The following is a 19,282-nucleotide window of genomic DNA, read 5'->3' as shown; positions in this document are numbered from 1 at the left end:
GCCAGTGGTGGTGACTGGCCCCCGCCTTCGCGGGGATGACGATAGATTTAATCAGCGAATTTAAGCGGTTGCCGTCTCGTGCTCGACCGTCGCGGCAGTCGCGACATCGATCATCTGCGCAGCAACTTCGACGTCGGGCGCCGGAGCGACGTGCACGCCAACATCGCCCAGAGCTTCGACCATCGTCGTCGGCAGCGGCTCGGCGTGAACCGGAGCAGGCGCGGCGTAGACTTCGACCGGCGGCTCGTCCATCGCGCCAAGGTCGATGCCCTGGCTGGCCTGGCGACCCTGCCGGGCGTCGATGATCGTGTCGGCGATCGCGTTGCAATACAGCAGCACGGCGCGGCTCGCGTCGTCGTTACCCGGAACCGGGAAGGCGATGCCGCTCGGATCGGTGTTGGTGTCGAGGATCGCGATGACCGGGATGCCGAGCGTGTTGGCTTCCTTGATCGCGAGGTCTTCCTTGTTGACGTCGATCACGAAGATGATGTCGGGAAGGCCGCCCATGTCGCGGATGCCGCCGAGCGACAGCTCGAACTTGTCGCGCTCACGGGTAAGCTTGAGGACTTCCTTCTTGGTCAGTCCGGCGGTGTCGCTCGACAGCTGCTCCTCGAGCATCTTGAAGCGCTTGATCGAACCAGAGATCGTCTTCCAGTTGGTCAGCATCCCGCCTAGCCAGCGGTGGTTCACGTAATGCTGGCCCGACCGGCGCGCGGCCTCGGCGACCGGGTCCTGCGCCTGGCGCTTGGTGCCGACGAAAAGGACCTTGCCGCCGCTGGCGACGGTGGCGCGGACGAAGTCGAGCGCGCGTGCGAACAGCGGCACGGTCTGCGACAGGTCGATGATGTGGACGCCGTTGCGGTCACCGAAGATGTAGGGCTTCATCTTCGGGTTCCAGCGGTGGGTCTGGTGGCCGAAGTGGGCACCGACTTCCAAAAGCTGCGCCATCGAGACGACGGGGGTCGCCATAAGTCTTGCTCCTCTATCCGGTTGGACCGCCGCAGGGGGTGTAACGGGCGAGCCCGGCACCGGATGGGTTGCCCCTGCGTGAGTGGTTTCGTGAGGCGCGGCCATTAGCCGGATGGCGCGCCGAATGCAAGCTTTTCAGGAGCAGCTGCCCCGAATACACGAATTCGCCTAGCCGCCGCGCTCCTCGACATGCTCGTCGATGCGGATGCGGACCCAGACACCGATCAGCGCCTTCCCGCCGACGCGCGGCGGGCGGACATGGAATTGGAACGCCGCCTGCCGCATCCCGCGCGACAATCCGAGCCCTGGTTGCGAATCGCCGAGTTCCTGGCAATCCTCGACGCGGTTGCGCTCGGCGGTACGGCAGGCGATCACCCCCCAGCTTGCGTTCGGCAGATTGCGTGGCAGGTACGTCGACAACTCGGCGTTGGTCGGCTCGGTGACCCATTCGGCGTTGTACAGCGGCTCGCCGCCCGGGGCACCGTTGGCGCTGTAGAGCGACCCCGACTCGTTGCCCGCGCCGACCTTGCCGGGGCCGATGCCGGTGCCGTCGGTCGCCGATGCGACGTCGCTCTTATGGTTGGGCAGCGCGGATATGTCGACCGCGTCCATCAACTCGGTGGTGAACGGCTTGGTCGAAGGCTGGTCGGACTTCGGGACTGCGACGAGCGGCTTGGTCACGGCGCGGCTCGGGGCCTTGCGCGGCGGCGCGCCGGCATGGGCGTGCTTCGCCTGGACGACCGGCTTCTTCGCCGGGGTCGGTGCCTGGATCGGCGACAGCGTGAAAGTCTTCGGCCCCGGCGGCGCCTTCTCGCGCTTGGGGTTGAGCGACAGCAACAGCAGCGCGAGCAGCAGGTGGACGAGGATGACCGCGATCAGCCCGGTCGCGCGACGGCTGAGCTTCGGGCGATCGAAGACCGCAAACTGGGGGAAGAACGCCGCGCGCATGGGCCGTCGCGCTACCCCGCGCTGCGGTGCGGCACAAGGCGGCGCGAGGGGTTTCGTCGAAAAGGCATTCACCGCAGGGGGGTACGCCGGCGCGGCGAAAATCCCTTGGCGGCGGGCTGGGCGCCATGCCCCCTACCCTCCGACGCCAAACGGTAATATCGGCGTGGCATCGGTTCGCAAATGCTGGGGAACTTCGCGATGACACGGATGCGGACACGGATACTCGGGCTCGGCGCCCTCCTGCTCGCCGCATCGGCGGTCACCAAGCCAGCTTTGGCAGCGGCTGCGGCCCCGGTCGCGAGTACCGCGCCGCCGGTGCCGAAGCTGATCGTCGCAATTTCGGTCGACCAGTTCTCGGCGGCGCTGTTCGACCAGTATCGCAGCCATTTCACCGGCGGGCTCAGGATGATGACCGACCACGGCGTCGTCTTTCCCAACGGCTACCAGAGCCATGCCGCGACCGAGACCTGCCCCGGGCATTCGACGATCTTGACCGGGCGGCACCCCTCGGCGACCGGCATCGTCGCCAACAGCTGGTACGACCGCGCGACCAAGACGCAGGCCTATTGCATGCTCGACCCCGCCTCGCCCGTCCCCGGGCGTCCCGATGCGCCGCGCGGCCCGGCCAATCTCAAGGTGCCGACGCTTGGCGAGTGGATGAAGGCGGCGAACCCAGCAAGCCGCACATTTGCGGTGTCTGGCAAGGACCGCGGCGCGATCACGATGGCGGGCCACGGCGCCGACGGCACGTTCTGGTGGGACGACGCCAACGGCGGCTTCACCACCTACATCCCCGCGGGCACGAACGAGGCGGCGCGGCTCGCCCCCATCGTCGCGTATAATGCGGCGCTCGCGGCGAAGTGGCTCAAGGCCGCGCCGAAGTGGGTGCCGCTCGACCCGCGGTGCAAGGTCGACCTCGGCGCGCGGCGCTATGGGCGGCTGACGGTCGACGACGAACTGCCCCCGCTCGGCTGGATCGCCCCCGCACCGGGGACAGACTTCTCGAAGGACAGCTATTTCCAATCGTGGTTCCGCGCGTCGCCGATTTACGACCAGGTCGCGCTCGACCTCGCGACGCAATTGATCGCGACGCAGAAGCTCGGCCAGGGCGGCGCTCCCGACGTCCTCGCGATCAGCCTCAGCGCGACCGATTACGTCGGCCACCGCTACGGGGCCGAAAGCGCCGAGCAATGCGATAACCTCGCGCACCTCGATGCGATGCTCGGAGTGTTCCTCGGCAAGCTCGAGGCGCTTAAGATCCCTGTCCTCGTTGTGCTGACCGCCGACCACGGCAGCATCGACGTTGCCGAGCGTGTCGCGGAGCGCGGCTTCCCTGCAGTCCGGGTCAACCCGAAGACTCTGATGACCGAAGTCGGCGCGGCAGTGCAGGCCGATCTCAAGCTCGACGCCAGCCCGCTCGCGGGCGACCCGTACGAGATCACGATCGTTCCGCCTGAAGGGGCGAACGCCAAGCTGATCGAGCGGATCGGCGAGGTCACGATCGCAGAACTCCGCAAGCGCCCCGAGGTCGTCGAGGTCTACACCAGGGCGCAGGCGCTCGCCGGTCTGCCGCCGAAGGGCAAGCCCGCCGACGAAATGACGCTGCTCGAACGCATCGCCGAGTCAACCGATCCGGTCCGCAGCGGCGACATCATGGCGGTGCTGCGGCCGTACACCACGCTCGGCGACCCGCAGTCGCTCGGCGACACCGTCGCCGGGCATGGGTCGGTGTGGAACTACGACCGCCGCGTCCCGATCCTGTTCTGGTGGCCGGGAGCCGCGGGCTTCGAACAGCCGCTGCCGGTCGAGACGGTTGACATCGCGCCGACGCTGGCGGCGGTGGTCGGGGTGAAGACGCCGATGGTCGATGGGCGCTGCCTCGATCTCGATCGGACCGGGGCGACGACCTGCCGGTAGGACGGCCGCCCGGAGCTTATTGTGTCATGCGGCGATGGCACTAACTTCATTGGTCTCTGCCGCGAAGACATGATCTTCGCCGCATAATCGGGAGACCCTGCTAACTCGCCGCCATCAACCGTACCCCGGCGACCCCGCGCAGCCGTTCGACCTTCGCCACGACCTCGTTGTCGATCGCAAAATCCATGCCGAGCGACAGGTTCGCGCGGCCGCCGCCGCCGAGCGGGACCAGCGCGACGATCTCGCCTTTGCCCCCTCGCCTGCTCGACACCAGCCCTGCGAGCGCGTCGATCCCTGCCCCTGACAGCTCGACCGTCAGGCGGCAGCGAGACGCCTTCGCCAGCGCGGCGAGCGGCTTGACCCCTCGGATCGTCACGCGCGGGGTGTCCTCGCCGGGCCGCCACATCAGCTCGGCGTTGACCAGCACCGCGTCGGCGGCGGCATGCGCGGCGACGATCTGTGCCTGCGCGGCGTCGTCGAAGCAGCTCGCGACATACTGGCCGCTCGCGTCGGACATCGTCAGCAGCAGATACTTGTCGCTCTTGCCGTTCTGCGGGGTCCGCCACTTGAGGTCCTCGATCAGCCCCGCCATCGTCGCTGGCAGTCGCCCGCCCCCGGGGGGTGGCTCGACCGTCGCGCACTGGGCATAGGTTCGTGCGCCGTGGGCGGTGAGAATATGCGCGAAGCCCTCGACCGGGTGGCCCGAGAAGTAGAAGCCGAACGCATCCTTCTCGTGTGCCATCGTCTCGGCAAGGGTCCAGCCCATCCCCGGCGGCACGAGCATCGCCAGCCCGCGGTCGTGGCTCTCGCCGAACATCGCGACCTGCGCGCTCTCGCGGGCGGCGGCGGCGTTCTGCGCGGTGCCGAGGATTGCCTCGGCGAGCGCGTGTACCCCGGCGCGGTTCTTCTCGATCCCGTCGAATGCGCCGCCGCCGACGAGTGCCTCCAATTGGCGCTTGTTGAGCAACTTCGGGTCGACCCGGCGCGAGAAGTCGGCGAGCCCGGTGAACCGGCCGCCGCGCGCGCGCTCCTCGGCGATCCCCGCCATCGCTTTCTCGCCGACGCTCTTGAGCGCCGCCAGCCCGAAGCGAACGCCGCTGTCCTCGACAGTAAAGTCGGCGTCGCTCGCGTTGATGCACGGCGGCAGGCACGGCACCGCCATCCGCCGCATGTCGTCGACGAAGATCGCCAGCCGGTCGGTGTTGGTGATGTCGAACGCCATCGACGCGGCGTAGAACTCGACCGGATGGTGCGTCTTGAGCCACGCGGTGTGGTAGCTGACGAGTGCGTACGCCGCGGCGTGACTCTTGTTGAAACCGTATCCGGCGAACTTGTTGACGAGCTCAAAGATCGCCGCCGCCTGGCGCTTATCGACGCCGTTCTTCGCCGCGCCATCGGCGAAGCGCGCCTTTTGCGCCTGCATCTCGGCGGCGATCTTCTTGCCCATCGCACGGCGCAGCAGGTCGGCCTCGCCGAGGCTGTAGCCAGCGAGGATCTGGGCGATCTGCATCACCTGTTCCTGGTAGATGATGACGCCGTAGGTTTCCTTGAGGACGCCCTCGAGGCTCAGATGGAGGTAGTCGGGCACCTCCTCGCCATTCTTACGGCGGCCGAAGCTCGGGATATTCTCCATCGGCCCCGGGCGGTACAACGCGCCGAGCGCGATGATGTCGGCGAAGCAGTCGGGCCGGACCTGTGTCAGCGCGCGCCGCATGCCCTCGGATTCGAACTGGAACACCCCAACGGTATCGCCGCGCGCGATCAGCCGGTAGGTCTCCTCGTCGTCAAGCGGGAGCGCGGCGAGGTCGAGCACGACGCCCTTCGCCAGCAGCAGTTCGCGGGCGCGTTCTAGTACCGACAGCGTCTTGAGCCCGAGGAAGTCGAACTTGACCAGCCCGGCTTTCTCGACCCACTTCATGTCGAACTGGGTCACCGGCATGTCCGAGCGCGGGTCGCGGTACATCGGCACGAGCTGGCTCAGCGGCCGGTCGCCGATGACGACGCCGGCAGCGTGAGTCGACGAGTGGCGCGGCAGGCCTTCGAGCTTGAGCGCGATCTCGAGCAAATGCGCGACCTTGGGATCGCGGTCGCGCTCGGCCACCAGCTCGGACACGCCGTTGATCGCGCGCGCCAGCGTCCACGGATCGGTCGGATGATTTGGGATCAGCTTGGCGATGCGGTCGATCTGCCCGTACGGCATCTGCAGCACCCGCCCGACGTCCTTGAGGACCGCGCGCGCCTTCAATTTCCCGAAGGTGATGATCTGCGCGACCTGCCCACGCCCGTAGCGTTGCTGGACATAGCGTATGACCTCGCCGCGGCGGGTTTCGCAGAAGTCGATGTCGAAGTCGGGCATCGACACACGCTCGGGGTTGAGGAAGCGCTCGAACAGCAGGCCGTGCTGCAACGGGTCGAGGTCGGTGATCGTCAGCGCCCAGGCGACGACCGATCCCGCGCCGGATCCGCGCCCGGGACCAACCGGAATGCCCTGCGCCTTCGCCCATTGGATGAAGTCGGCGACGATCAGGAAGTAGCCCGGGAAGCCCATCCGCGCGATGACGCCGAGCTCGAATACGCAGCGCTCACGGTAGGGCGTCGCCGCGTCGCCGCTCAGGCCGAGCGCCTCGAGCCGCCGGTCGAGCCCCGCCGTCGCCTGCTCGGCGAGCGCGCTCACTTCGGCGGCGGGATCACCCGCGAGGCTCGGCAGGATCGGCTCGCGCGACGGCGCCTTGTACGCACAGCGCTGCGCCACGACGAGCGTCGTCGCGCACGCCTCGGGCAGGTCGGCGAAGAGCTCGAGCATCGTCTTCGCCGGCTTGAGCCAATGCTCGGGGTTCGACCGCCGCCGCTCGGTCGTCTCGACATAGGCACCGTCGGCGATGCACAGCATGACGTCGTGCGCGGCGTGGACCTTGGCGTCGATGAACCGCGCCGGATTGGTCGCGACGATCGGCAGGTCGCGGGCGTGGGCGAGCTCGACGAGTGCGGCTTCGGCCTTGATCTCGATCGGATCGCCGCTCCGGCTCAACTCGATATACAGCCGGTCGGGGAACAGCGCGACGAGCGCGTCTGCATAGGCGGCCGCGTCCTGCCCCTCGGCGAGCAGCCGCGCGAGCGCACCCTCGGGCCCCGCCGTCAGCGCGATCAGCCCATCGGTCCGGCCTTCGAGCTCGGCGAGCGTCAGATGCGGCTCGTCGGCGGCATCGCAGCCGAGATGCGCGTCGCTGACGATGGCGATGAGGTTGTCGTACCCGGTCTTGTCCTGCGCTAACAGCACCAGCCAATCGCACGTCATTCGTCCCGCCGGGGTTCGCGAGCCCGGCCGCTCGAACGCGACGAGCGCGCCGATGATCGGCTGGACCCCCTGCCCGCGGCACGCTTCCGAAAACTCCATCGCGCCGAACATGTTGTTGCGATCGGTCAGCGCGACCGCCGGCAGCTTCATCGTCCGGCACGCCGCCGCGATCGCATCGGGCGTCATCGCGCCTTCGAGCATCGAATACGCCGACTGGACGCGGAGGTGGACGAACGGAGCGTGGGGCATCGGGAGAGGATAAGACGCGGGCGGCGATTCGGCTATGGCACGGGCGACCGCAGTCCGAGATCGCTGTGGATATCGTCGGGGAGCCTCGTGTCCGGTTTAGGCGAGCGGTCCCACGGCAAAGCCTTCGCGGTCGATCGCGTAGATGACGTGGCGTACTATCCCGCTGGGGTAATAGGCGTCGTAGGTGCGGTCGGTGAGCCGTCCGCCGATCTTCTCCATCGCCCGGCGCGAGCGGATGTTCGCCTCGCCGACGAGGAACAATGCGCGGTCGAAATGGCGCAGGGCGTGGCCGATCATCAGCCGCTTCATGTCGGCGTTGGCCGCACCGCCCCAGTGGCTGCGGGCGAGGAAGGTCCAACCAATCTCGACCTCGCCCGGTTCGACGCGCGCGAGATCGTAGCGCGAGAAGCCGATGACAGCGCCCGATGCCGGATCGGTGGCGACCAGTCCGCCACCGCTCGCCAGCGCCTCGTCGAAGAAGCGGCGAAAGACCGGCTCCCGCCAGCGGTCGCTGACCGGGTGGACTGCCCAGATCAGCGGATCGGACGCGACGGTGTAGAGCGCCGCCCAGTCGCCGGGCGCGATCGGACGCAGCGCGACCAGATCGCCGCTCAACGTCGGTTGAAGATCGACGCTCATGGCCGCGGCACCGCGAAGACCGCTGGCGACAACGGCGCAGTGTCGACGCTGTCGATATCGAGCGTCGTCGTGTGCGCCGGATTACCGTCGGTCTGGATCGCGAGGGTCGGCGCGCAGACCCCCGACACGGTACGATAGTTACGCAGCTCGGCGACCTGATTGCCGACGACGATCCGCGCGACCCGGTGGCTCGCCCGATCGATCCATAAGGCGAAGTCTTCGCTGCCGGCCGGGCGAACCGTGACGACGTCGTAGACGGTGGTGCCAACGGTTCGCGGGTCCTCCGCGACGACAGCCGCCGGAAAGCGCGTGGGAAGGAAATACGCAAAATTGCTCAAATAGGCGTCGCGGAGGTGGAGCCGGCTCGGTCCCGATGCAGAGCCGACGTCGACGCCGCCCGCAGGCAGCCGGCGCCACGACGTCGTCCCGTCGGTGCCGATATGGCTCACCGCTGCGCCGCCGGGCTCGGTCCGCATTGCCATCGCGAGGGAGGTGATCGCGCTCCACTCTTCGTAGCTGCCCTCGGGATGACCCGCGATCGTGATGCGTCCGCGCTCGTGCCAGCCGGCAATCCGGTCCCACGCCTGACCGCCGCACGCGGCACGGGCCTCGGCGAGAATGCTCTGCCCACGCGCGACATCGAGCGGAATGTCCGCCGCGACCGCGCTCGTACTCACCGCCAGCATCGCTGCCAGTCGCAAATCTGCCTGCATTCTCGCCCCCGCGCCCCCGAACATCCGCGACCCTAGTCGCCCGTCCCGTAATCGCAAAGCCGCTCGGTCAGCCCGCCGTTGTTGTGGCGCCAAAGGATAGCCGACGGTCACCCGACCCCCTATCTGCTGAAACGATGGACGTCGACACGCCAGCGATCATCGCCGCGGTGCTGCCTCACGGCGAGCACGGCGCAGTCGTCCGCTTTCTTACTGAAAAGGGCGGGTTGGTCGCCGGCTACGTACCCGGCGGACGATCGCGCGCGCTGCGTCCAGTCCTGCAACCCGGCAACGGCGTTGCAGTCCGGCTGCGCGGTCGTGCGGCGAGCCAGCTTGCCAGCGCAGCGGTCGAGCTTGTCCGCGGGCGGACCGTCCTCGCCACCGGGCGGGTGTCGGCAGCCGCGCTCGACTGGCTTTGCGCGCTGACCGCGACGGCGTTGAGCGAGGCGACCCCCTCCCCCCGGCTGTACGTGGCACTCGACGGCCTGCTCGACGCGATGACCTTCGCCGAAGACGCAAGCCAGTGGCTACCCGGCGTCGTTCGCTACGAATTGCTGCTCCTCGCCGAACTCGGCTTCGGCCTCGACCTGACGGCGTGCGTCGCGACCGGCGCGACGACCGATCTTGCGTTCGTCTCGCCCAAGTCGTCGCAAGCAGTCAGCCGTGGCGCGGGGTCGCCCTATGCGACGAAGCTCCTGCCGCTCCCGGCATTCCTGCTCGGCAGCGGCCCCGCGACCGCTGCCGACCTCGCCGACGGGCTACGCACGACCGGGTGGTTTCTCGAACGCGATGTCCTCATCGGGCGAGCCGCCAGCCTCGTCCCTGCACGTCAGCGTTTCGTCGGGATGGCGTAGGGGGTTTACGCACAGGTCAACGCGGTCTAGCAGCGCGGCACCGGGGGGCTATCGATCGATCAAGGACCCTGAATGAACCGAAGCTTTATCGTCGCCGCTCTCGTTACCGCCAGCGGTGCCGCCCCTGCGATCGCGGGGGGCTTCTACCTTCAGGAACAGTCTCCGCTCGCGGTCGGACGTGCGTTCGCCGGTGAAGCCGCAGCTGCCGACTCCGCCGCGACGGTCTTCTACAATCCCGCCGGGATGACCAACCTGCCCGGTGTCAGCGTCGATACCGGCGGCCATTTGCTGTTCGTCCAGTCGAGCCAGACCAACCGTGGCAGCACGCGCTCGGCAGCGGGCAACCAGGGCAGCTTTCCCACCGGCGGCGGCAACGGCGGTAATCCGTTCGACCAGCCGGTGATCATCCCGTCGGGCTATTTCTCGGCGCAGATCGAGGGCTCGCGGCTGTGGCTCGGCCTCGGCATCAGCGCGCCGTTCGGGGTCAAGGTGGTCTATGACAACGGATGGTTCGGCCGCTACGATTCGATCCGCTCCGACGTCGAGAGCCTCAACATCCAGCCGACCGCGGCGTACAAGCTGACCGACCGCATCTCGATCGGCGGCGGCTTCGACATCCAGCGGATGACCGCGAAGCTGTCGAGCGCATTGCCCAACGTCTCGCCGCTCCTCCCCGACGGCCTGCTTGAGATCCGTGGGCAGGACATGGCGTTCGGCTGGAATGCCGGCGTCAGCGTCGACCTCGGCGCGGTCCGGCTCGGCGCGCATTACCGCAGCCACATCGACCATCAGCTCTCGGGCGTCGCGGCGATCAGCGGCCTGCTCGGCCCGCTCGCGGCGAGCAACGGCGGCACGCGCGGTTTTGCCCCGCTCAGCACCCCCGACATCGCCAGCGTCGGCGCGACATTCGGCACCGGCAAGCTGCGCCTCCTCGCCGGGGGCAGCTTCTATAAGTGGAGCCGTTTCAAGGACATCAACGTCAATACGCCGACCGGTGTTACCTTCCTATCGAGCGCGCAGAACTATCGCGACACGTATAGCGTCAGCGCCGGCGCCGAATATGCGCTATCGCCGAAGCTGACGCTCCGCGCGGGCACGATGTACGACCAGACGCCGACCCGCGACGCCTACCGCACGACCCGCGTTCCCGACGGTGACCGGATCTGGGCGACGACCGGCGTCACCGCGCATCTGACCAAGGCGGTCGCGGTCAACATGTCGTATGCGCACATCTTCGTGAAGAGCGAAGCGGTCAATCGGACCGACCCACTGTTCGCCGGGAGCCCTGCGGTGACGACGATCAACACGCTGTCGACCAACCAGGGCCACGCCAACGAGATCGCGTCGAGCATTTCGCTGCGGTTCTGACGCCCGAGACCCAAACTCTAGCCATGGCGCGAGCGAACCCGTATCGCTCACGCCATGCTCGAAGACCCAAGAATTCTCGATACGCCGTTCGCCGATGCGCTGAGCGAACGCTACCTCGTCTACGCGCTGTCGACGATCACCGCGCGGTCGCTCCCCGATGTCCGCGACGGGCTCAAGCCGGTCCACCGGCGCATCCTGTGGGGGATGCGGCTGCTCAAGCTCGATCCGGCGACCGGCTACAAGAAATGCGCGCGGATCGTCGGCGACGTGATGGGCAAATACCATCCGCACGGCGATGCCTCGATCTATGACGCGCTGGTGCGGCTCAGCCAGTCGTTCGCGCTCCGCTACCCGCTGATCGACGGGCAAGGCAATTTCGGCAACATCGACGGCGATAACGCTGCAGCGATGCGCTACACCGAGGCGCGGCTGACGATCGCCGCCGCCGACCTGATGGACGGCCTCGACGAAAACAGCGTCGCCTTCCGCGAGACGTATAACGGCGAGGAGGAGGAGCCCGAGGTCTTCCCGGCCGCCTTCCCCAACCTGCTGGCGAACGGCGCGAGCGGCATCGCGGTCGGCATGGCGACGTCGATCCCGCCGCATAACGTCGCCGAGATCGCCGATGCAGCCACGGTGCTCCTCGATAATCCCGACGCTTCCATCGACGACCTAATGCAGCACCTCAAGGGTCCCGACTTCCCGACCGGCGGCGTCGTGGTCGAGCCGGCGTCAGCGATCACCCAGGCCTATGCCACCGGTCGCGGCAGTTTCCGCCTGCGCGCGCGCTGGTCGGTCGAACCCGCGGGCAACGGGACGTGGGTCATCGCGGTCACCGAAATCCCGTATCAGGTCCAGAAGGGCAAGCTGATCGAGGACATCGCCGCGCTGATCAACGACAAGAAATTGCCGATCCTCGCCGACGTCCGCGACGAGTCCGACACCGCGATCCGCCTGGTCCTCGAGCCGCGCTCGCGCAACGTCGACCCCGGCGTTTTGATGGAAAGCCTGTTCAAGCTGACCGACCTCGAGACGCGGTTTCCGTTGAATCTCAACGTGCTCGACCGCGATCACGTCCCCCGGGTGATGCCATTGAAGGCCGTGCTCCAGGCGTATCTCGACCACCAGATCGAAGTCACCGCCAATCGCACGACCTTCCGGCTGACGAAGATCGACGACCGCCTCGAACTCCTCGACGGCTATCTCAAGGCATATCTGTCGATCGACGAGGTGATCCGCATCATCCGCGAGGAGGATGAGCCGAAGGCCGAGTTGATCCGGCGGTTCGGTCTCAATGAGCGGCAGGCCGAGGCAATCCTCAACCTCCGGCTGCGCGCGCTGCGGCGGCTCGAAGAGATCGAGATCACCAAGGAACACAAGGCGTTGACGGCGGAAGCTAGCAAGCTGCGTGCGCTGCTCGACAGCCCCCAGGCGCAGGCGAAGCGCCTCCGCGACGACCTCGCCAAGCTGCGGACGCGCTACGGCCCCGAGACTGCGCTTGGAGCGCGGCGGACCGAGATCGGCACGGCGCCGGTGGTGACGATGATCCCGCTCGAGGCGATGATCGACCGCGAGCCGCTGACGGTGATCGTTTCGGCGAAGGGCTGGATCCGCGCGATGAAGGGTCACGTCGACCTTACCGCGCCAGACCTGCTGAAGTTCAAGGAGGGCGATGGTCCCGCCTTCGCCTTCCACGCCCACACCACCGACCGCATCGTCATCGCAGCAGCAACCGGGCGATTCTATACACTTGGCGCAGATCGCCTACCCGGCGGGCGAGGCTTCGGCGAGCCCGTGCGGCTGATGATCGACCTCGACGGCGCGGCGGCGATCGTCGCGCTGTTCGTCCACCGGGCGGGCGAGCGACTGTTGCTCGCGGCATCGGATGGGCGCGGGTTCGTCGTGGGCGGGGACGATTTGCTCGCGGAGACACGGAAAGGGCGCCAGGTGATGACGCCGCGTGCCGGCGCGAGCCTCAAGATCGTGCGGCCGATCCCGGCCGACGACGATCACCTCGGCGTCGTCGGCGAGAACCGCAAGCTGTTGATTATAAAGCTCGACGATGTCCCGGTGATGGCGCGGGGACAAGGCGTGGCGCTGCAGAAATACCGCGATGGCGGGGTCGCCGACATTACCAGCTTCAAGCGTGCCGACGGCCTGTCGTGGGCGATGGGCGGATCGGGGACGCGGACGCGGACCGAGGCCGATGTCGGGCCGTGGGTCGGGCCGCGCGGCGGGACCGGGCGGATGCCGCCGGTGGGTTTCCCGCGCGACAACAAGTTCGCTTAAGCCGCTAACACCCTGGAAACGATGGGGTCGATGTCGGCGGGGAAGCCGGCGGCGATCCATTCGCGCTCGACTTCGCCGAGGCGGCGGCTGACTTCCGGGCCGGGTGGCAGTCCACGCGCGATCAGGTGGCGTCCCGAAACCGGCAGCACGGGTTTCGACCATGCCGCAATGAAGTCCGGCAAGTCTTTGTTATCCGACAGGATGCCGCGATCGATCGCGCTCTCGATGCCGTCGCGATACGCCATTTCGCCAAGGCTTCTGCCCCGGTCGGCGGTCAGCACCAGACGCCGGCGCTCGACCTTCGACAGCCGCAGCCGCGTCGCGAGATCGTCGAGGAGCGCCGCATCAACCGGCAATAGTGCCGCCAGACGCCGTGCGAACCCCGCCCGCACACCGGCCGCACCCTCACCCGCACGGACGCGACTGAGATGCGCAATTAGGCCACGGTCGATTTCGGGCAGAACCGGCGCAAGAATGCCGTGATCGAGCATTACCGCGAGCGTCGGCGCCGGATCATCGGTCACAAGCAGCTTCGCTAATTCATCGCGAACCCGCTCCCGCGACAGGGCCATCAGGTCGTTGGCGCGCGCGATACAAGCCGCCAGCCCGTCGGGGTCGATCGTCGTGGCGAAGCGCGCCGAGAAGCGGAAGAAGCGGAGGATGCGCAGATGGTCCTCGGCGATGCGGTCGAGTGCGACGCCGATGAAGCGGACCCGCCGCGCCGCAAGATCGTCGACCCCGCCAAAGAAATCGTCGATCTCGCCGCTGACCGGGTTGGCGTAGAGCGCGTTGATCGTGAAGTCGCGGCGCGCGGCATCGGCGCGCCAATCGGCGGTGAAGGCGACCGTCGCATGCCGGCCGTCGGTCGCGACGTCGCGACGCAGCGTCGTCACCTCGGCATAGAAGCCGTTGGCGACCGCGGTGATTGTGCCGTGGGCGATGCCGGTCGGAACCGCCTTGAGCCCTGCCCCCTCCAGCCGGGCGACGACTTCGGCGGGCTCGAACACCGTCGCGAAATCGATGTCGTTGACCTTCAACCCGAGCAGGCTGTCACGAACCGCGCCGCCGACCAGCCGGGTCGACCCGCCGTCGACGTCGAGCGCGGCAGCGATCGCGCGCGCGCCCTTGCCGGCGAGCCACGGCTGCGGCCCCAGCTTCATGCTGGCCACTTCATGCCAGCCGTCGCGACAGGTTGACGATCATCGCTGCAGTCGCCCCCCAGATCTCGTGCGTCTCCCACGTAATGACATAATATGATCGCAGCCGCCCCTGCCATTCGGTCTGGCGCAGCTGATGATTGACCGGATCGAGGACGAAATCGAGCGGCACCTCGAAGATCGACGCGACTTCATCGGCGGCGGGGACGAGCGGCAGGTTCGGCGCGATCAGCCCAATGACGGGAACGATGTGATACCCCGTCCCTGTCGAATAGGGGTCGGTCACGCCGACGACATCGACCGCATGCGGCGGCAGCGCGACCTCCTCGTGCGCTTCACGCAGCGCGGCGGCGGTCGGGTCGGCGTCTTCGGGGTCGATCCGCCCACCGGGGAATGCGACCTGGCCCGCATGGCGGCGCAACGTGTCGGTGCGCCGGGTCAGCAGGATCGTCGGACGATCATGGGTGACGACGCCGATCAGCACCGCCGCCGGAGTCAGCGCCACCGGAGCCTCGTGCTCGTTGCCGGGAAAGTCCCAGTCGCCGCGCCTCCCCTCACCCGGTCCGGTCGCGCGGGCGAGCCGCTCGCGCAGCGTCATGCGGCGAACGGAAAGAAGACGCCGCCGCTCCACAGGCCGGGCGGAGCCGCATCCTCGGCGATCGCCCAGTCGGCGAGTTCGTAGAACGTTGCTCGGTTGACCAGCGCGTCGAGACCGCCGCGGATGTGGACATACGGGCGCGGGGTGCCATCGTCGGCGGTCTCGACGCGGAGCAAATTGTCAGGCCCGGCAACGACATGGTCGCCGGTGTTGAGGCGGAAGGCGAGCTGGCGCGACATCCCCTCGCCTTCGCTCGTCACTGCGACCGCGACGAACGGCGCGTCGTCGACGACGATATCGAGCTTCTCGCCGGGGGTGACGAGGACGTACCCGCCATCGGCCTCGCGCCGCAAAATCGTCGAGAACAGCCGGACGAGTTCGGGGCGACCGATCGGCGTGCCGCCGTGAAACCAAGTCCCGTCGGCGGCGATCCGCATGTCGCTGTCGCCACAATGCGCCGGATGCCATTGATCGACCGGCGGGAGCTTGCGCTCGCAGAGCAGGGTCGCGATCTCGGCGAGCGTCGGAGCGGTTTCGGTCGGCATCGATTATCCTGTTGCGAAACGGCTATAGTCGGCGGCGGCGCTTTGAACGAGTCCGGTCGATGTCGCGGCTCAACCCGGCAGCATCACGCACTCATCCCCGGAGCCGCGAGCGCCGAGGCGTTGACCGCGCGGACGGTGGCGATCTTCGGCAGGACGATCGAGCCGGTCTGGCGGAGGAGCAGCCGGTGCCGGTCGACAGGGCCCGGCAGCTGCCAGTCCCCGGTGGCGGCGGCGTCGAATCCGAACGGCCCGTAATAGCTCGCGTCGCCGATCAACAGGATCGGATCGAAGCCATGCGCCTCGGCGACCGCAAGCGACGCCGCAAGCAATCTCCGCCCAAGCCCGAGCGTGCGGGCGTCTGCCGCCACCGCGACCGGGCCAAGCAGAGTCAGCGGTGTCACGGCGTCGCCGGTGACGAGTTCGATCGGCCAGTATTGGATCGACCCGAGAAGCCGCCCGCCGTCGCGCGCAACTAGGCTGACCCCGGCGATCGGCTCGGCCCCTGCGCGGAGGAGCGACGCGGTACGGGCGTGGCGGCCGGGGCCGAAGGCGGCGTCGAGCAGCGAGTCGATGTCGGGCGTGTCGGCGGTGGTAGCGGCGGAGACATCCATTGGGGCGCGAAGCGCCGGAGGGAGATCGATCGCCGGATCGGGCCGGGCCTGCCTTCCCTCCCCTTCCGAGGGGAGGGGCACGTTGCTGGCGTCCTGCACTCCGACGCCGGTCAGCGATAAAATGTCCGTCTGCGTCATTCCCACCTAACGCGCCAACGCCGCCCTGAGCGCCGGCGCGACGAGCGGCATCCACACGCTCGGCTCGCCCAGCGTCGCATGCCCGCTCGTCGCCGCCGATGCTGGCACCGTGATCCGGGTGAAGCGCGCGGGCAGCGGCGGGCGCTCGGCCACCGGATAGAGGATGTCGTCGGCGAAGTTGAGTTCGACGACCTTGGCCGTCACCCGCTCGATCCCGGCGGCAGGGGAATAATTCCGCACGGCGTCGAGCTGGAAAGCGAAATCGACCGAGTCGGGCGCACCGTCCAGCCGCGCGTCGATCAGATGCTGCAGGGTCGGCGCATCAGGGGCGAGCTTGGTCAGGAGCGCCGCGGGGACGGTGGCGACGAGGATGATTCCCGTCGCAACCCGCGCTCCGCTGCCGCCCGGAAGCGGGCTGACGAGCAGGGCATCGCGCGCGGCGATACGCCAGACGAGGTTGCGCCCGGCGACCGCAGTCGGCCATCCGCCCATCGCGACGAGGGTGTCGATTTCGTTCGGATACGCCTCTGCCCACGTCCAGCCGAGCATCGCCCCCATCGACGTGCCGACAACCGCGCGGACCTTGGTCACCTTGAGTTCGGCGAGGACCGTGCGGACGCCCTTGACCATGTCGCCATAGTCGTAATGCGGAAAATTGACCCCGAGACTGTCGCTCGGCTTGGTCGACGAGCCGATGCCGATCGTGTCGGGAAGGATGACATAGGTCCGCGTGATGTCGAATGGTGCACCCGGTCCGAATAACAGTCCCGCTTTCGGGCCGAGGAACGCCGCCCCCGATCCGCCGGTGCCGTGGAGCAGGACGACGGCGTTGTCGATACTGCCGTCGGGTCCCTTATGCGGGCTGCCGAGCGTCCGGTAGCCGAGCTTGAGCGGGGCCGACCGCCCGCCGGAAAAATCGAATTGGCGGACACGGAGGTGCTCCACGGGGACGCTCGCGGGAACGGTGAAGTCGACCGGCGCCGCGGCGATCACGATCGGGGCCAGCGCCGCGACCACGGCGATCAGGGCGCGGTTCAATGAACCGGCTCCGCCATCAGTTCGACCAGCACCCCGCCCATGTCGCGCGGGTGGACGAAGATTACCGGCACGCCGTGGGCACCGATCCGCGGCTCGCCAGTGCCGAGAACGGTTGCACCCTTCGCGCGCATTGCATCGCGTGCGGCGATGATGTCGGGCACTTCGAAGCAGACGTGATGTTGACCGCCAGCGGGGTTCTTGACGAGGAAACCGTGGATCGGCGAGGCATCGCCATAAGGCTCGATCAGCTCGATCTGGCTGTTCGGCAGGTCGACGAAACAGACCCAGACGCCCTGTTCGGGGAGCACGAACCGCTCACCGATTCGCGCCGCGCCGAGCAGATCGCGATAGACCGCGATGCTCTTTTCGATCGACGGCGTCGCGATGCCGACATGGTTGAGGCGTCCGATCATCGCTGGCTCCCTAGGCGCGGTGCACGATAGCTTGCCTTTATCGCGCTGCAATGCGGTAAGTCGCGCTGGTTAGCGAGAGGTAAGCGATGCGAGCTTTGGCGGCGGCACTGGTTGCGATGACGGCGGTGCCGGCGGCGGCAGCCGACCCGATGGCAGCGGCGGCGATGCTCCGCGACCGCGCGCTGATAGCGAACCCGGCATATTCGATCGTTGCCGGGCTAACGACCGAGATCGGGCCGCGCCTCGCGGCGACGCCCCCCGAAGCGCGAGCACGCGACTGGGTCGCGGCGCGGATGACCGCGCTCGGCCTGACCAATGTCCACATCCAGACCTACGCCGTCCCGCATTGGGAGCGCGGGATCGAAACCGCCACGACGATCGGGACGAACCCGCAGCGGCTGGTCCTAACCGCGCTCGGTGCGAGCGGCGCAACTCCGGCGGCGGGGATCGACGCCGACGTCGTTCAGTTCGCGGACCTCGACGCGCTCAGGGCGGCACCGGCAGGCAGCCTGACCGGCAAGATTGTCTACATCGACCATGCGATGAAGGCCGCGCAGGACGGGTCGAGCTACGGCGCCTTTAATGCGATTCGAACCGCCGGGCCGGCGATCGCCGCAAGCAAAGGCGCTGCCGCCTATCTCCACCGCTCGCTCGCGACCGGACCGGCGCGGCTGCCGCATACCGGCGTGACGCGTTGGCCCGATGGCGTAACCCCAATCGCCGCCGCCGCGCTCAGCGTCCCCGATGCGATGCAGTTGACGCGGATGATCGCGAGCGGCCCGGTCCGCCTCCACCTCGTGCTGACACCGAAGCGCTTTGCCCCCGGCGTCTCGGGCAACGTCATCGGCGAGATCACCGGGACCGAGCTGCCGCACGAGGTCGTCCTCGTCGGCGGGCACCTCGACAGCTGGGATCTCGGCACCGGCGCGATCGACGACGCCGCAGGCGTGGCGATCACGCTCGCCGCCGCGAACACGATCGTTGCCGCGATCAAGGACGGCACCCTGCCCCCGCCGCGACGGACAATCCGCGTCGTCGCGTTCGGCGACGAGGAGAGCGCTGGCCCGTTGGGCGGGGCGACCTACCTCACGGGCTATCCCACCGACACCGTCGTCGTCACCGCCGAATCTGACTTCGGCGCCGATCGCGTCTGGTCGCTGCGGGCAAAGAGCGGCAACCCCACCGCAGTCGCCGCACTGGCACGGGTACTCGCCCCGCTCGGCATCGCCGCGTCGCCGCTGCCCGCGCAAGGCGGAACCGACGTCGAGGCGGCGGGCGAGGCTGGCGCGGCAGTGGTCGACCTCGCGCAGGACGGCACGCGATATTTCGACCTCCACCACAGCGCCGACGACACGCTCGACAAGATCGATCCGGCGCAGATGACGCAGAACGTCGCGGCGTGGTCGGCGATGCTCTGGTGGGCGGCGAACACCAGCGGCGAGCTTCGCCCCAAGCCCGGTGGCGCGGCCCCGGCCGGTGCCCCGTGATCGCCGCGACTGGCCCAATCGTTGAAATCCCGTTAAACGCAGCCGCGGGTTAGGGGA

General features: G+C 68.2%; 15 protein-coding genes and 1 pseudogene. 5 read left to right on the top strand and 11 right to left on the bottom strand.

What is annotated here, in order from left to right; translation table 11 throughout:
* Nucleotides 1–213 precede the first annotated feature (213 nt).
* Both rpsB and KTC28_RS13415 read right to left on the bottom strand, forming a co-directional pair.
* Nucleotides 214–969, bottom strand: a pseudogene (gene rpsB, locus KTC28_RS13420) (30S ribosomal protein S2); the annotation flags it as partial.
* 168 nt (nt 970–1,137) lie between these two features.
* Nucleotides 1,138–1,917 carry a hypothetical protein gene (locus KTC28_RS13415; RefSeq protein WP_216707648.1) on the bottom strand — a complete coding sequence of 260 codons (780 nt, stop codon included), beginning with the start codon at nt 1,915–1,917 and terminating at the stop codon, nt 1,138–1,140.
* A gap of 198 nt (nt 1,918–2,115) precedes the next feature.
* On the opposite strand from KTC28_RS13415, the gene KTC28_RS13410 reads away from it, so the two are divergent.
* Nucleotides 2,116–3,834, top strand: a complete 1,719-nt coding sequence (locus KTC28_RS13410) for an alkaline phosphatase family protein (RefSeq protein ID WP_255602019.1) — start codon at nt 2,116–2,118, stop codon at nt 3,832–3,834.
* Nucleotides 3,835–3,934: 100 nt separating this feature from the next.
* Here KTC28_RS13410 and dnaE read toward each other — a convergent pair whose 3' ends face one another.
* The 3 genes from dnaE to KTC28_RS13395 all read right to left on the bottom strand — a co-directional run bounded on the left by dnaE (nt 3,935) and on the right by KTC28_RS13395 (nt 8,730).
* Nucleotides 3,935–7,378 (bottom strand): DNA polymerase III subunit alpha, encoded by a 3,444-nt coding sequence (gene dnaE, locus KTC28_RS13405; RefSeq protein ID WP_216707647.1) that lies wholly within the window; start codon nt 7,376–7,378, stop codon nt 3,935–3,937.
* A 96-nt stretch (nt 7,379–7,474) separates the two neighbouring features.
* Nucleotides 7,475–8,017 (bottom strand): GNAT family N-acetyltransferase, encoded by a 543-nt coding sequence (locus KTC28_RS13400; RefSeq protein WP_216707646.1) that lies wholly within the window; start codon nt 8,015–8,017, stop codon nt 7,475–7,477.
* The gene (locus KTC28_RS13395; RefSeq protein ID WP_216707645.1) at nt 8,014–8,730 is read right to left on the bottom strand and encodes a hypothetical protein; all 717 of its coding nucleotides are present in this window, start codon (nt 8,728–8,730) and stop codon (nt 8,014–8,016) included. The genes KTC28_RS13400 and KTC28_RS13395 overlap by 4 nt, the downstream gene beginning before the upstream one ends.
* Nucleotides 8,731–8,864: 134 nt before the next feature.
* Here KTC28_RS13395 and recO point away from each other — a divergent pair, with 134 nt between their 5' ends.
* The 3 genes from recO to parC all read left to right on the top strand — a co-directional run bounded on the left by recO (nt 8,865) and on the right by parC (nt 13,238).
* On the top strand, nt 8,865–9,581 hold the full coding sequence (gene recO, locus KTC28_RS13390) for a DNA repair protein RecO (protein WP_216707644.1): 717 nt from the start codon (nt 8,865–8,867) through the stop codon (nt 9,579–9,581).
* Nucleotides 9,582–9,653: 72 nt separating this feature from the next.
* Nucleotides 9,654–10,949 carry an OmpP1/FadL family transporter gene (locus KTC28_RS13385; RefSeq protein WP_216707643.1) on the top strand — a complete coding sequence of 432 codons (1,296 nt, stop codon included), beginning with the start codon at nt 9,654–9,656 and terminating at the stop codon, nt 10,947–10,949.
* Nucleotides 10,950–11,003: 54 nt separating this feature from the next.
* On the top strand, nt 11,004–13,238 hold the full coding sequence (parC, locus tag KTC28_RS13380; protein WP_216707642.1) for a DNA topoisomerase IV subunit A: 2,235 nt from the start codon (nt 11,004–11,006) through the stop codon (nt 13,236–13,238).
* Here the strand turns inward: parC and KTC28_RS13375 are convergent.
* The 6 genes from KTC28_RS13375 to mce form a co-directional block, all read right to left on the bottom strand.
* Nucleotides 13,235–14,398, bottom strand: a complete 1,164-nt coding sequence (locus KTC28_RS13375; protein ID WP_216707641.1) for a CCA tRNA nucleotidyltransferase — start codon at nt 14,396–14,398, stop codon at nt 13,235–13,237. The genes parC and KTC28_RS13375 overlap by 4 nt on opposite strands.
* A 10-nt stretch (nt 14,399–14,408) precedes the next feature.
* Entirely contained in the window at nt 14,409–14,993 is a 585-nt protein-coding gene (locus KTC28_RS13370; protein WP_216707640.1) for a CoA pyrophosphatase, read from the bottom strand.
* Entirely contained in the window at nt 14,990–15,538 is a 549-nt protein-coding gene (locus KTC28_RS13365; protein WP_216707639.1) for a DUF1285 domain-containing protein, read from the bottom strand. Before KTC28_RS13365 ends, KTC28_RS13370 begins: the two co-directional genes overlap by 4 nt.
* Nucleotides 15,539–15,621: 83 nt before the next feature.
* Entirely contained in the window at nt 15,622–16,287 is a 666-nt protein-coding gene (locus KTC28_RS13360; RefSeq protein WP_255602018.1) for a GNAT family N-acetyltransferase, read from the bottom strand.
* Nucleotides 16,288–16,293: 6 nt separating this feature from the next.
* Nucleotides 16,294–17,325, bottom strand: a complete 1,032-nt coding sequence (locus tag KTC28_RS13355; RefSeq protein ID WP_216707638.1) for an alpha/beta fold hydrolase — start codon at nt 17,323–17,325, stop codon at nt 16,294–16,296.
* The gene (gene mce, locus KTC28_RS13350; protein ID WP_216707637.1) at nt 17,322–17,738 is read right to left on the bottom strand and encodes a methylmalonyl-CoA epimerase; all 417 of its coding nucleotides are present in this window, start codon (nt 17,736–17,738) and stop codon (nt 17,322–17,324) included. The genes KTC28_RS13355 and mce overlap by 4 nt, the downstream gene beginning before the upstream one ends.
* 86 nt (nt 17,739–17,824) lie before the next feature.
* On the opposite strand from mce, the gene KTC28_RS13345 reads away from it, so the two are divergent.
* A complete protein-coding gene (locus KTC28_RS13345) occupies nt 17,825–19,225 on the top strand; it encodes a M28 family peptidase (protein ID WP_216707636.1) in 1,401 nt (466 codons plus the stop codon).
* Nucleotides 19,226–19,282 lie beyond the last annotated feature (57 nt).

The sequence above is a fragment of the Polymorphobacter megasporae genome (assembly GCF_018982885.2).
GTDB classification, from domain to species: Bacteria; Pseudomonadota; Alphaproteobacteria; order Sphingomonadales; family Sphingomonadaceae; genus Polymorphobacter_B; species Polymorphobacter_B megasporae.
Note: the sequence above shows the minus strand (reverse complement) of the source record. Positions and strands in the feature narration are given on the sequence as shown.

Coding starts and splice junctions, on each gene's coding strand:
- KTC28_RS13385 (WP_216707643.1), top strand. CDS start 9,654: ATGAACCGAAGCTTTATCGTCGCCGCTCTCGTTACCGCCAGCGGTGCC.
- recO (WP_216707644.1), top strand. CDS start 8,865: ATGGACGTCGACACGCCAGCGATCATCGCCGCGGTGCTGCCTCACGGC.
- KTC28_RS13400 (WP_216707646.1), bottom strand. CDS start 8,017: ATGAGCGTCGATCTTCAACCGACGTTGAGCGGCGATCTGGTCGCGCTG.
- KTC28_RS13365 (WP_216707639.1), bottom strand. CDS start 15,538: ATGCCGACCGAAACCGCTCCGACGCTCGCCGAGATCGCGACCCTGCTC.
- KTC28_RS13370 (WP_216707640.1), bottom strand. CDS start 14,993: ATGACGCTGCGCGAGCGGCTCGCCCGCGCGACCGGACCGGGTGAGGGG.
- parC (WP_216707642.1), top strand. CDS start 11,004: ATGCTCGAAGACCCAAGAATTCTCGATACGCCGTTCGCCGATGCGCTG.
- KTC28_RS13395 (WP_216707645.1), bottom strand. CDS start 8,730: ATGCAGGCAGATTTGCGACTGGCAGCGATGCTGGCGGTGAGTACGAGC.
- KTC28_RS13415 (WP_216707648.1), bottom strand. CDS start 1,917: ATGCGCGCGGCGTTCTTCCCCCAGTTTGCGGTCTTCGATCGCCCGAAG.
- KTC28_RS13345 (WP_216707636.1), top strand. CDS start 17,825: ATGCGAGCTTTGGCGGCGGCACTGGTTGCGATGACGGCGGTGCCGGCG.
- KTC28_RS13410 (WP_255602019.1), top strand. CDS start 2,116: ATGACACGGATGCGGACACGGATACTCGGGCTCGGCGCCCTCCTGCTC.
- mce (WP_216707637.1), bottom strand. CDS start 17,738: ATGATCGGACGCCTCAACCATGTCGGCATCGCGACGCCGTCGATCGAA.
- dnaE (WP_216707647.1), bottom strand. CDS start 7,378: ATGCCCCACGCTCCGTTCGTCCACCTCCGCGTCCAGTCGGCGTATTCG.
- KTC28_RS13375 (WP_216707641.1), bottom strand. CDS start 14,398: ATGAAGCTGGGGCCGCAGCCGTGGCTCGCCGGCAAGGGCGCGCGCGCG.
- KTC28_RS13360 (WP_255602018.1), bottom strand. CDS start 16,287: ATGACGCAGACGGACATTTTATCGCTGACCGGCGTCGGAGTGCAGGAC.